This window comes from uncultured Phascolarctobacterium sp., from assembly GCF_937920985.1.
Taxonomy (GTDB): domain Bacteria; phylum Bacillota; class Negativicutes; order Acidaminococcales; family Acidaminococcaceae; genus Phascolarctobacterium_A.
Map to the genome: position 1 here is coordinate 1 of NZ_CALDXR010000006.1, position 15,196 is coordinate 15,196.

General features: G+C 49.1%; 1 protein-coding gene. It reads right to left on the minus strand.

Translation table 11 applies throughout. The annotated features are described in order from the left end of the window. A partial coding sequence (locus Q0612_RS00930) for a leukotoxin LktA family filamentous adhesin (protein WP_298879570.1) occupies positions 1-14,851 on the minus strand: 14,851 nt, incomplete at its 3' end. Positions 14,852-15,196: the final 345 nt, after the last annotated feature.

Here is a 15,196-nt window from a genome sequence, read left to right on the forward strand (position 1 = left end):
TGCCTGCGCCGCTAGATGTAATGCTGCCGGTTGTTACGTTCACATCTTTACCTGCGTTGATATTGCTTGCGCCGCCTGCAGTAACAGTACCTGCGCTCAGGTTAACGTCTCCACCTGCGGTGATGTTGCCTGCGCCGCTAGATGTAATGCTGCCGGTTGTTACGTTCACATCTTTACCTGCAGTGATATTGCTTGCGCCGCCTGCAGTAACAGTACCTGTGTTCAGGTTAACATTGTTACCGTTAACAGTTACATCTCCGCCTGCGCTAATGCTGCCGTTACCTGTGTCGTTACCGAAGTTTACATCACCATCCAGGTTGAGCTTAGCATTTCCTTTAGCAGTAATGCTGTCAACTACCAGGTCTGCATCCTTCGTGCCTGCGCCCTGCAGGTAAACAGAACCATTTTCTGCCTTAGCGTTAATCACAGCGCCGTTTTCCAGAATGCGGATACCGTCATCAGCTTTGCCGATATCGCCGTTGGCTGCCTGCAGGTTAATGCTGTTGGCGTTCAGATAACCGATATTCTTGCCTGCTTCCGTAGTCATCTGCATACCGTTATCTGCCTTGAGCACCAGTGTACCTGTTGCTGCATCCTGAATTGTCAGCACATGCGCCGGCTTGCCGCCTACAGCCGTCTGATGCAGATATACGCCGTAGCCGGTATCGGTATTTGCTTCCAAATTACCGCTGATATTAGTCTTGATGAAGGCATCCTTGCTGCCTACATTGCCCTTGCCGCCCTGGATAATAAGGTTTTTGGCAACAATGCTGCCGTTGTTCATGCTAACGCCATTATCACTGAGCAGCTTAACATCCTGCGTCGTGTTAATCGTACCGGAAATATCCAGCATGGTATCCTTAACGCCTGCCAGATAAACATTACCGGTATTGGCAGTATTACTGGTGTTGGCCTGCAGATTCAGCTTGCCGCCATCTGCCAGCTTTACAGTAATCTGACGCTGCTGACGAACTTCAATTCTGTTGTCAGTATCATTCCAGGTAAGGTCACCGGCTTTAGCCTGTGCTAAAAGCTTAAGGTTATCCAGCTTGCCCATCTCGTTGTAGGCAATGTTGGTTGCTTCGCCATCGATACCGATGTTCTTGCCTGCGCTCAGGCTGATGTTCTTGCCCTGAACGTTGGCCTTATCTACTGTAAGTACCTGGCCGGGGGCTGCATTCAGCACGCTGTCCTGAATAGCATACAACAGCTCATTTTTGCTCCAGCCATAGGCAGTGCTGTTATCAACCTCTGCGTACATCTTAGCCCAGTCCTTAACGTCCTGGCTATAGTTTTTACCTTCGAAGGCTGCTTCGCCATTAGTTTTGTAAGCTTCTGCCAATGCCTTGTATTCTGCCAAAGCTGCATTCTGCGCGTCTTCAGTATATTTCTTATCTGCCATAGCCAGCTGCTTTGCCCTGTTTTCCAGTGCCTGCACACGCTCGCTCTTGGCTGCCGCTGCAGATGCTGCGCTTTCTTCTGCCTTGTCATTACTGTTAATCAGTCCCAGCTCCTGCCACTTTTGCAGCTTACTTTCGCTGTCGGACAGGGTGCTGTCGCCTACTGCGTCGATAAAGCTGCCGCTGGTTGTAAGGCTTACATCACCATTCTGGCTGGCAATATGACCGATGCGCATATCACCGTTGCTGTTGGTCAGCGTAATATCGCCATACGCGTTGGCATTTACGCTTGCAGACATGGTATCACTGCTGGTCAGCGTCTGACCGGGAGCAATCGCTGCGTTAATCGCACCAAGAGTGGTGAAATCAATGCGGTTGCCGTTCAAAACAGTATCACTAGCCGTAGTAATGTCGCCTGCTGCGTTAATTACCAGGTTACCGCTCAACGCGCCCTTATTGCCGCCGACAAATTGCAGCTTGCCGCGGTCAGAATTAATGCTTACGTCACCAGTCGTTGCTTCAATATTCAGCTTCGCCATATTGCCCAACGCACTGTGATTGATGCTGATGCCTTTGGCTGCTTTAGCAGTCAGGTCATCCGCGTCAACGCGTGCACTGCCAACAGAGCTGATAGCACCGCCGATGCTGTTTAAGGTAACATTACCGATTGCACTGCCGTCAGCCTTAGTTGCATTGCTGATGTTGCCTGCAAGATACATATCCTTGGCGCTGGTAACGCTGATATCACCGCTGCCGCCGGTCATGAAGCCAACGTTAATCGGCTTATCGCCCTTAATCGTATAGGTACTGCTGGTGGAATGCATCTGGGTTTCAGTCCAGGTGTAGGTGCAATTGCCATAGCCGAAGATTTTGCCAGATACACCGGAATATTTTTTATTCTCGACAACAGGAGTGTAAGTCGATTCATCATGATTATTATAGTCCTTAGTCGTTACACCATATTCCTTGGCGCTATTGTTTACCTTAATAACAGTACCCTGTCCCAGCGGATCGGCACCTGTAATACTGGAGGAAGATACCTCTGTCTTACCGTTCTTAACTTCCTCGTTCTCGACAAAGTCTTTAGTAGTGCCGTATTTGATCAGGCCCCAGAAAACGAAGTCCTTCTCATACTGCCACTTGATAATCTTCTTATCACCGGAGGTGCCGCCAGTCCAGTTAATCGTCATGCCTTTAGCCGGTGCATAAGTGGTAGTAGAACCATTAACCTGCGTTGTGCTGGTAGAGGTTGCGTTCCCTTTCTTATTAAGCGTGGTTGTTTTAACGGACATCTTCTGGCCATCAGTGGTGTACTCAGTCAAGGTGTTCTTCTGCGTATCCTTAATGCTGATGAGGCCGGTGATATCCTTATTAGTGATTTTGTTCACCCGCAAATTGCGGTCTGCCTTTTGGGTATCAATCGCAATGTTGGCAGTACCGTCCATCGCCAGCAGCTTGCCACTGCCAGTGCTCGACAGAGCGCCGGTAATATAAATCTTGCCGCCGTTAGGCTCAATTGCTTCCGTCAGCAGCTCCTTAGTAGCAGGGTTGTAATAAACCTTCACAGTATAGTCGTAAGCGCCGGTTGTTGAGTTATAAACTGCGCCAGCATTGGTGCTTACGCAATACTTATCGTTGGACATAACATATTGGTCGGTAAGTGCAGTCTGGTTACGAGCATAGTCCCTATCCAGATTGCTGATTTTCTTGTTGGCTGCATTATCAAGTGTAACCTTGAAATTCTTGTAGCCGCTCTGTACCAGGCCGTCCAGGTTAACATTCAGGCCGCTGATATAAACGTTGTTGCCTGCAACGATACCGCTGGATTTGTTGACGCTGTAATTCCTGATCTCATTAACCTCTGCATCAGTAAGGCCAAGATCGTCCTTATGCGCTATCAAAGCATTTTTATAATCCTCATAGCTGTCGATATTGCTCAGCCAATCAATAGTAGTCTTGCCATTAACAGTAGTCTTGCCATTAACAGCCTGATTGGAAACATAGCTTTGAATCTTTTTAGCAATAGCATCGCTGAACTGGTACTTGGTTACCGGGTCGCCGCCGATAAGCAGCAGGCCCTTGCTGTTCTGCGTTACCGAACCCTTGTCAGCCTTCAGCTCAATGTTGCGCGCGCTGATATTGGCATTGCCGTCTACGTTGATATTGTAATTGCTGTTTTGGATTAAAACGTCACCGGTGCTGTTCTGCACAGTACCAAAGATACCGATATCAGCCTTAGTCAAACCGTTGGTAGATGTGCCAGTACTCTTGACAGTAATCTTCGGATCAGCGTTAGTACCTGCAGCAGTATTCATTGTACCCGTGAAGCCGTCAACCTTGCTCACCTCAGCATCGTTGTAGCGGATTACGCCGCCCTTATCCTTGATAGCCAGGTCATTAATCTTCAGGTACAGGTCACTGCTGTTATTAATCGTCAGGTTCTTAGCACCCTGCGCCGTCAGGCTGCCGCTGCCCTGCAGCTTGTCAGCCTCGATGTTGATGTTGCCGCCGGAAACAACGATATCCTTGACATCAACTGCCGGCAAAGAAATTTTATCGAAAATGCTCTTGTAGGTTTTGCCACCCTCTACGCTGGTCTTGACAAAGCCATTTTCTTCCATCTGGGTGATGATGCGGTTTCTTTCATTGTTCAAAATGCTGTATTCGTCAGAAGTGGAAGCATATTGGCCCAGAAGATCATTAATTTCCTGCAGACGGGCATAAAGACCATTTTGCAGCTCAACCACACCTGCAGCAACATTCTGCTCTTTATTGAACCAATCCTGACCTGCACCGGTGGTAACCTTGATGCCGCTGAAGTCTATGCTGCCTTCTTTACCGGAAATAACATTGCCGCTCGCGTCAAACTCAGGATTAGTAACCTTAGTGCTGCCGCTGATGGTAAGCTCCAGATTATTATGGATGCCTGCGCGTACATTTTTACCGCTGGCAATATCCACATAGTTGACAACTGTTTCGCCCGGAGTTACCTCGCCCAAGGCGGTGGAGGTGACGGAACCGCTGCCGCTGGTACCCTTATAGATGTTATATTCGCGGGCGGAGGTCGATACGGTGGTCATACCCTTGCCGGCCTTGAAGTTGACGTGACGTACACTGTCGATATCGCCGTTGATGCTTACCTGATTTTCCTGCGTCATCGTGTTCTTAGCTTTTGGAACAGTAGCCAGAGGAATTACCGTCTTATTATAAGCGTCCGCCAGCACGTTGTAGGTCAGCGAGGAGGTAATGCCGTCAAGATTAGCACCTGCGTAAATATTTACGTCATTAGTGCTGAGTATCTTACCGTTAGTAACGGTAATCTTGTTGCTGCGCTTCAGAGTGTTGTCTGTTGCAGCGGAAGCTGCGCCCACAGCACCGCCCTGGGTATCAGCAGTAGTATCAAAGGTTGCAGTGGTTTCATCGGTTGCCGCCAAGGTGATATCCTGGTCTGCTTTAGCCGTCGACAGATTACTGTCAGTAACCTTAATGCTATTATCATAGGTAATAACATTTTTGCTGGATGCGAAAGTAGAAGGAACAACACCGGCAGATTTGAGTGTATTAGTATAGTCCATCTTGCCGTCGGTATAAGCAAGCGCTTTAATCGAGCCAGCGCTGCCTGTACCGCTCAAGGTTGCGTTGTTGATATTTACGCCAGCAGTGTATTGCAGCTTGTTGTCCATATCATTGACGTTGATACTGCCACCGCCATAACCGCTGCCCTTCAGCTTAACATCATGATTCAGCGTGTTATTTGCAATGTAGGACTGCTTGCCGCTGGTTGTAATATCGCCTGTTACGTTGATGTTGGCATTATGCGCAACATTGTTTTTAATCTCTGTGCCGCTGGCACCGACAACAGCTGCAGTCAGGGAATCCGCCAGGATATCCAGCTTATCCGCATTATTGGCAGCAACGCTCAGGGAGCCTACATTCTGCCATTTGCCGCTCACGTCAGCAGTAGTATTGGTAGTAATCTGATTCTGCGACCTTGCGGCAACAGGGTTGAAGCCTACGATACCGCCGCCATAGCCATTGGCATCATTATTTACTGCACTGTAGCCGGAGCTGCTGATGTTTACAGCGCCCAGTCTGTTGTATACATTCTCTTTAACGCCTGCAGCCTTCACGCTGGTCGTCAGGTTCGTCTTGGTATCAGACCAGTTGCTGCCGCTGGCAATATAACCGCCCACTGTTACGCCCAGGGTATCTGCCGCAATAACCGAAGCATTATCAGCCTTAAGCTTCAGAGCATTGACATTATACTGCTCCTTGCCCACATCAACGCTGACAGTCATAGTATTTTCTGCATAAGCAGTGTTGAAGCCTGCAGCGTATTGTCCGGAGGCAGTAGCGCCGATTGTTTTGGCGCTTACATTATCTACAGCATATTCGTTATTGTTCTTGTCCTTGGCAGTCTGGGTAGTTACGTTTGCCGTAATCTCTACATTGTCTGCCGCAAAGCTGCTGCCATCCGCAACCTTTGCTTCTACCGTACCGCTGGCCTTAGCCTTGGATACTGCCACGCCTGCTACCGCCAGCAGGCCGCCGGAATAAGCCTGTGCCTCTGCGCGTACTGCAGGCTTATTGGTTGCATTCAGGCTCACGCTGTTGCCCAAGAAGCCGGAAGCACCGGTCACATTAACCTTGCTGCTGCCTGCATCCGAAGCGAGTGCAACAATGCCCTGCGCCGCAGCAATGCCAACCATGCCACCGTAGGTTTCGGCGGTGATGCTGTTGGCTTTGACAGAAGCAATGTCAACCTTGCCAATATTGTTGTAGCCAATCACCTTATCGTAATTCGTCTTGTAATAACCTGGTTTATCGTTTGTGGAAGGCACGTAGATTTTTTCATATACATCTTTACCGGCAATAAGCTTACTGCCGCCGATAGTTACAGTATTATCGCTATTATTCGTAGCATTAGTTATCAGCACACCGCCAGCCACAGCGCCCGCAGTTGCGCCGATAGTTCGTACTGCTGCACTGCTGGTATCCTCTGCCTTAACGGTCAGCGTACCTTTGGAGCTGGCATCGCCTGTAGCCTGAACCGTACTGCTATCGATAGTAATAGCATTAGCGCCATGCAGACTGTTCTGCGCGTAGGCAGCACTGCCTGCGAAAGCAGCGCCTGCTGCTACCTGATAAGCATCAATCTTGGATGTGCCGTCCTGCGCACTGCCAAGCGTTACATTCTTGCCGCTAAGCTTGCTGTTATTGTTGATGGTTACGCCGGTCTTGCGTTCTACATCAAGAACCGCAACAGAAGCGGCAATGCCGTTGCCTGCGATACCTGCTGCCACCTGCGCCGATGTCAGCTTAGCATCAACAGTACGCTTAGCGTTGACCTTCGTATCGCCGGTTGCCTGCAGCGTAGAATTGCTAACCTTCGCCTGCACGCCTGCAGCCTTGTCGCTGCCCTTGCTGGCAGTAGTACCGGGTGCAGCATTCAGTTTTTGTCCATCACTGCCGGCATATTTATCAAAGGTCATACCTGCAGCGTTAGTGCCGGTCTTACCTTCTTCATCAGTAAAGGTACCAACAGTTCCCTGTCCTGCGATTGCAGCATTCGCTTTATCAAGGATATCATTAGTATTAAAGGTTGCCTTTTTATCACTATCCGTAGTTTCGCTGTCGCCATACTGGTCTGCAGCTGCTGCGCCAATCGTGGTTACGCTGACGTTCGCACTGTAGCCATGTCCGCCGAGCGCAGCGTTTTGTACCACCTGATTAACGTCCAGCCTTTCGGTTGCTGCTACGTCGATAGCACCGGCAGTAATCTTGCTGCCGCTAATTTCGGTGATCACGCCTGTATCAATGGTGTTCACACCTACGCCGACGGCAACGCCTGCAGCGCCCACTGCATCAGCACCATTGACAAAGCTTGTTTTCACAATGTTATCTGCCTTCGCTGCGAAGGTGCCTTGTTGTGCTTGCAGGTTGCTGTTATCCTTCACCAGCGTGGAAACAGTATTGTCCAGATTATTTACAGCAACGTTCAGGCCACCTGCAACCATGCTGGCAGCTACGCCAAAGACTGCCGTTGTCACGTCAGTCTTGTTGGCAGCGTTAACAGTGATATCACCGGTTTCAGCCGTTACTTTGCTGCCGCTCAGCTCAGCAACAGTCTTGCTGTCATCATCCACTACGCCGATGCCTGCGCCACCGGCAGCACTCACGAGCGCGCCGGAAGCTGCAGCAGCAGCGCTGCGCAACGTAATATCGTTAACGTGGTCAGCAGTAATTGCCAAACCATTATTCGTGCCTTGGATATTCTTTACTGCAGCAGTAGTTTCTGCGTCCAGCTTAGCAACCGAAACGGTGCCTGCGCCGGCTCCGGCGCCATAAGCGCCGCCGGCTGCGGCAATACCGTAGGAGTTGGTGGACATTTTCGCCTTATTCAAGGCAGCGACGTCAATGCTATTGCCGTTGACAAGCTTCTTCTTGCTGCCACCGTCAATCATTGCCGTTACATTTCTGCTGACAACGCCGGTATCAGATGCCAGACCGAAGCCTGCACCACCATCAGCGCCACCGCCTACACCCAGCGAACCTACATGGCTTTCGCTCTTGGTAGCATCGTTTGCTGCTACATAAACGTCTGCCTTGCTGCGGTCGGTCAATTCAGCATTAATGCTGCTACCTGTTGCCTTGGCGTTGGTTGCACCCAAAATGCGGTTAACAGTAACCGTACCTGCTACGCCCACGCCAACGTCAGCACTTACTGCCACACCAGCGCTGACTGCTACATTCGTCAGGTTGTGCTCCGCATCAGCCGCGATGATAACGCCGGTGCGAGTATTATCGCTGACTACATTATCATTATCCTTATTGCGTTCGTTGACAGCCACACCTGCATCATTGCCTGCTGCCGTCAGCTCTGCATTATTAACTATGCTTTCAGTAGTACCGCTGATTTCATTGTAGGCTACGCCCATGCCAACGCCGGCCTGACCGCCTGCAGCCACACCAAAGGCACCTGCAAAATTCTGCAGGGTATCCTTGCTCTTGGCAATTACGGCCAGTGTGCCGTCTGCATTAATCTTGGCACCGTCAATCGCAGCCTTGGTATCGTTCGCCAGCAGGTTAACGCCGATGTTACCGGCAATACCTGCAGTTTTGGCAACACCGCCCGCTACGCCGACAGAAAGAATGCTGCTGTCAGATTTAGCTTCGGCTGTGAAGCCCTTAACCTTATATTCACCATTGGCAACAGTAGTATTGGTATCAGCATCAAGCTGGTTAACCGCAATACCTGCACCAATCGCAGCGTCTTTAGCACCTGCAGCAACAACGGCAACGGTAGTAATCTTGCCCTTGCTGTCAGCAGTAGCCTGCACAGTCGCTGCATTATTCTTATCCTTATTGATATTGGTATTAACAAGCTCTGTATCGGTATCCTTCTTGATCATAGCAGCAGAGCCTGCGCCACTGAAGGCCACATTACCGGTAGTAATGGAGGTACCTACGGAAATAGTCGTCAGCGTTGCCCTGTCAATAGCGTTAACGCTAATCTGTCCATCGTCAGTAGTGGTAATATCAGCATTATTGATAGCAGCCTTGTTGGTTTGCTTTTTCTCGCCGGCGCTGCCGGTGATATTACCGATTTCGTTGTAAGCTACGCTGCCGCCGGCCGCAAATTTGGCATTGCTGCCTGCGCTGACACTTACCGCACCCACTACCGCCAGCTGGTTGCTGTCATCCGAGGACTTCACTGCCACCTTACTCATATTATTGAGCTTCGTGCGTCCGCCGTCAGTTTTCGCATTTTCGCCGTCATATTTGTCAATAGCAGCTTCTACGTCATTCTTACCCTTGTTAACAACAACCACGCCATTCAAAGCATTGGCCGTACCTGCAGTAACTGCTGCACCTACGCTGTAAACATTGCCCTTGTTGGCTGCATCTACATTGAGAATACTGCTAACATCATCATTTGCGCCGCTGATTTCGCTGCCCTTGACATACGCACCTGTGGTATTGTTCAGGGAATTGTAGGCAACTGCCAAGCCTGCGCCCACCTTAGAGTTGGAACCGGCAGTAACGCCAATCTGTCCTGCAACATTCACTGCCAAAGCACCGCTTTCGGCCTTTATATCAGTTTTGGGCGTAACAAGCTTGCTGTTTTCAACAGTTGCCGTAATATCGTTATTCAACGACTGCCAGTTAGCACTGCCGCCTACGCCGAAGCTGCCTGCAGTTCCGGCAACACCGGCCGCAAAGCCTGCCAGTACAGTATGGCTTGCCGCATTAACGTTCGTGCCGACTAAAGCGTCACCGTTGCCTTTGCCGGTAGTGGTAATATTGCTGTCCTTAATCTTAGCATTATAATCATTATCAATATCGCTGACAGTTACGGATGCAGCTGCGCTGCCACCGTCGTTACCGGTGGTAACGCCTACGCTTACCGCGCCTGTAACAATCACATTGCCGCCGCGGGTAGTATCAACATTGGTAGGCTTATCGCTGTCGCCGCTTTCATCTGCTGCCTGCTTCACCTGCTCCAGATATGCAGAGCCGTCAGCATCGAGGCCGCGAGCCTTGAGATACTCAGCCTGCGTGTTAGCAGATTCATTGGTATCATAGGCTGCAACATTCAGGCTTTCGCCGGTCAGTGTTACGCCCTCAACCGTTGCGTTGGCATAGTTATCCAATTTATTGTAGGCGGAATTGCCGGAGAAGGCATAGGAGGTCTTGGCACCGGCTGCAACGCTCACGTTGGCAGCCACGCCAACCTGCGTCATGTTGGTAGTAGCTTTAACATCAGCAGTGGTAATCTTATCGTAGGTGCCACCTAAAATGGCCGCCTGCACGTCATTCTTCAGCGAACCGTAAGCCACAGTCGCACCGCCGACAAAGGCGTTATCGCCACCAATAGAAAGGCTGGTGTTCACGCCGCCGGTTATCTGAATATCGTTATCAAAAACTGTATTGGTAATGGAGGTTGCACGCTCATCTTTACCGCTGACAGTATCGGTGTTCACCTTATTATTCTGCAGCAATGCATAAGCAGTATTATCCGCAATATTTACCGACGCATTGACGGTAGCAGCAATATTCGTACCGCCGTTGCCACCGGCAGAATTCTTCGCCAGCGCCAGGCCAAGGCCTGCAGCTGCCAGCGAGCCGGATTTTTGCGCATTGTTGATAATCGCAGCAGCGTTTTCAATTTCACTGTTGCTGATTACCGCCAAGGTCTGCGAATCGATATCGTTTACAGCAACTGTACCGCCAAAGGCCGCATTATTGCTGTTCGCGTTATTGTCCTTAGTCAAATTCTTCCAGGAGATGCCTGCAGCACCACCGGCAGCCACCATCATAGCGCTGTCTTTGGCAGTTACAGTGATATTCTTATTCTCAGTAGTATCCTTGGCAATGTTGATTTTAACATTGTCCACAAGCGCACCGGTATCGCCATCCAGCAGATTAATTGCTGCGCTGCCTGCACCGGCAATAGTTACGGAGGACTGCTGCCCGGACGGAGTAGCTTTAGGTGTCTGGTCAGTAGGCAGTACCCTCTGCGCTTCAGTCTGACGGTCCATCAGGCCGTTGATCTTGCCTGCTACCTTATGGTCAAGAGCATGGAGCTTATTTGTAAGAGCATTAGTCTTGTTGCTTACGAAATTACCCAGCTTGTCAAAAATACCAACTTCACCACTGTCATCAGCGGTAGATACGCCGCCGGCAACAGCAACATTGATAATTTTGCCGCCGGTTTCAGCATTAACCTTAAACGAGCCTGCATTGATAGAGCCTTTAGTATCAGCGGCCGTCTTGGAGCCGAAGAAATCTGCCTGCTCGGTATAATTCTTGCCATCATCTGTGCCTTGACGCAGACCGGAAGCATTCTGCACCAGCTGCTGCAAAGTTGCACGTTTTTCGGCAGCAGTATTCGCCAGCTTTTCGGCTTCCTTGCTGCGGTCCGCATTCGCGTCCTCGCCGAGTTTATTACTGGTATCGCCGCTATCGCTGCCGCTATCTTCCTGCTCAGCCGTGGCCTGAGGAGGAGCAGTATAGCCATTATCACCAATCGCTGCATAGGTATAGCGGTCAAAATTAGTAATCGTTGCTGCCACACCAATGCCGGCAGTTTCACCCATAGCCACAGCACCGGCTGCGCTATAAACATTGGTATCATTCTTAGCATTGAGGTTGACTGCGCCAGTGCCTGCGTTGATAACTGCTTCATCATCTACGGAAACAAGGCTGTTGCTTGCACCCTCAAGGTATCCCACCATGCCGCTGACGCCGCTGGTTGCACCTTTGCCTGCGCCAAGCGACAGTTGGATATGGTCAATCTTATTTTCTGCGCCTATATCTATAGAGCCTGCAGTCAGCTTCGCTCCCTGTGCTACTGCAACAAGGCTGTTGGCATCAGCCAGACCAACGGCAAAGGTTCCGCCAGCTGCGTTTTTACCACCGCCGTTTAAGCCAAGCTTACCTGCCAGCGATACATCAAACTGCTTCGATGCAGCCTTCATTGCCAGCTCGTTACCAGCTTTAATGTTAGCGTTCTTACCGATTAATACGCGCGCATTGTTGCCGAGGTCCGTTGCTACTGCACTGCCTGCCAGCGCAATTGTAGCAGGCTTTTCGCCTTCGCCAGGTCCGCTCTTGCCACCGTTAGCACTACCTGCCGAGAAATTAAGATAGCTGTTTGGATTAGCAAAGGCTGCAGCCGCGCTCACTACGTTAATCGGACCTACAGCGATATCTGTTGCTTCATCACCCAAAGCACTGGTCAAAGCGCTGCAAGCGTCAGTAAAGTCCTTGAATTTTTGTCCGCCGAACAGGTCCATGAAGTCTACCTGCTCTTCGCCAGTGGAAGAGAAGCAGTTATCCTTGGCATATGTAAAGAAAGCATCTGCTGCCTTGCTCAAGGCATCAGCCTTAGCTTCAATATCAGCATGATTTTCGCCTTTATAGGCAGCCTTAACTTTGGCGCAGGCATCCTTAACCTCCTGCACCATGCGGTTGATACGATTATATTCAAAGCTGCTGTTGGCAGCAATATTTACCTTACCACCGGTAAGCGTAACGTTGGTAGCAGTAGAGCCCTTTGCTTCCTCGCCACCTGCAACGGTTACGGTTGCAGTATTATCCAGCTTGCTGTAAAGCACAGACGCATTAACAAGCGCTTTGTTGCTGGTATCCTTATCATAGTTATTGCTCTTGCCGGTAATTTGCATCTTGGTATCTTCAATAACACTTTTTGCAGTGATATCAAGATCTTTTTTAGCAGTGAGCGCAACACCCTGACCGATTTTCACATCAGCAGTATTGCTTTCCACCGCAACACCCACGCTGACGCCGGTGCTCATGAAATCTGCCAGCTTATCCCACGGTTTAGGCTGCGTCGGCGTAGAAGGAGTAGACGGCGCGTTAAGCTTATCCTTCAGCTTTTGTGGCGTGTATTTGGCGTTGGCCAGCCAGTTTGTGATACCGCCCAAAACTTTATCCTTGGCACCACCTTCACCAATAAGCGAATCTAAGGACTGCGAGCCTTTGATATTGGTAACAAGGCCCTTCATAAAGTACGAAGAACCCATAGCGTTATTGGCACTGACAGTATTATCCGTCAAAACATTTTCAGCATTAATCGCCAGGCTTCCATCCTTACTGGTTACGTTGCCGTTGATATTGACATTTGCCTTGCTATCGTAATCGGTTACGTTGATAGCGGTAGCAATAACAGCCTTTTCACCTGTGCTTACCTCTGCCTTGGTAATCACACTGTTCACAGATTTCGCTTCAATGTTGACGTCCTTTTGCAAATCAGTCATCTTCGCAGTCTTGCCAATGGTAACACTGCTCTTATTGTCACCTGTAGTGATATTCAATGCAACGTTGAGCGGATTGGGATTATCAGCAAAAACCATGGTGGTGTCTTTAGCTTCGCTGTTCACCTTGCTGTCGGCCAAGGCAGTAACGGACGTGCCACCTTTGGATTTCAATTCGCCGTCAATATTTACTGCTGCCTCATTATGTGTTTCACTGTAGGTTACAGCAGCTGCCGGGATGATGTTGGTGCCTGCTACGTTCATAACCTTCAGCAAAGCAGTGCTGGCGCCTGCGCCAGCTTCCACGCTGCTGTTCGCTTTGATATTCAGCGCTGGCTTAACAACCTTGCCCTCGCTGACGGTATCAGTGCCAGTGGCGTTGATAACAGCATTCTGGCCTACGTTGACCTCGGCCTTGCTGTTTAACACTGCATAGGAAGCATCAAGATTAGCTGTAAGTGCGCCCACAATATTAGAAGTAATGTTGTGGGCGTTCAGCACGCTGCTTTCCGCACTCACATAACGGTTCACTGCATCGGCAGTAACATCAACCTGCTTTGCTTCTACCTTGCCATCAACATTGACGGTGGCATTAGTAGTAACAATCTGCCCATAAAGATGGGAATTAGTAGTAGTGGAGGGAGTATAATCTTCTTTGTATTGGTCGGATTCTTCAACTACAACATTATTCAATGCCTTCGCGCTCAGCTTGGCATTGCCTGCAGCATTTACTTCTGCGCCATTAGCAACACTAAGCTCGGCTTCCACCTTAGCGCCGGTAATCTTGCTGAAGTCATCAAGCATGCTGTAGTTATCATTATAGTTGTTAGAAGCTGCGAGAACGATATCGCCGCTGCCTGTTTTTTTCGCAGTAAGTGCAGTACCAGACAGACCGGATTTAACTTTATCAATGTTGACAATATCCTTAAAATTAACAACACCTGTACTAATAGACGCACCCGTTGCCGTTGCGCCTGCAGCTACATCACCGATATTGCTATTACTTATATTTTTGCCCACGCCAATCTTGGCAGCACGCAGATTAACAGCGTTAACGGCATTAACCTTGCCTAATACGCTGATAGTGCCGCTGGCGTTGATGGGAATCTGGGCAAAGCCTTCATCCTTGATTATGGTATCAAACTTATCTGTAGTATCGAATTGCTTATATTCATCAAATTTAGTCTTGGTCGGCGTAGCAACATAAAGCGCACCAGCGTTAATCACACCGGTTTTGCCCACAGCCATACCGTCGGAGCTGAAGAAGAAAAGGTTACCGCCAATCTTTTTGTTTTGGATAGCATTGACAGTACCATTAATATCAATGCGCGAATCAACAAAGTTAACAAGATTAGCAGCACTATCGCTTTCTTTGCTCATGCCAAAGTACATGTTCGCAATATTATTAGCGTCCAGCTGGAATTCAGCAAACTTGTTAATTGCTACATTGCCAACAACATTTTCTGCAAAAATATTGGTAACAGGGCTAGTAGCCAGATTAGTATTAGGAGCATCCGCTCTTGTAATCGTGCTCGCCAGTGCAGCTACAGGCTGCATTACGAAGCCGATGGCCGTAACAGCGCTGACGATTTTCTGTGCAGCGGAATCTTTCGCAATAGCGCTCAAGCTGAGCCGTTCCGCGCTACGCAGGAACTTACGGTTGACCTTCATCTTAATTCCCTCCTTATTAGTGCCTGTCCAATATGCATAAAAAGCAATAATCTTCTTAAATTAATCTTAGAGCATCCTCTGCAAAACAGCAATTAACTATAGGTTATGACCACCTGCTCGCAGCAAGACATATTCTATTAATTATTGGAAGAAAACATATAGATAAGCGTAAGATTATATTCAATCTTCTATATTTAATTATAGAGCCATCTTGCTTCAACGTCAACAAATTAATGTGTTTTTTTCTTATATGAGTGATTGAACCTATAACAGCTTGATTAAATTGTCTAAAACTCATTAATAAATTGATTTTAAGATAATTTATTGTCTCATCATTCATCCTGT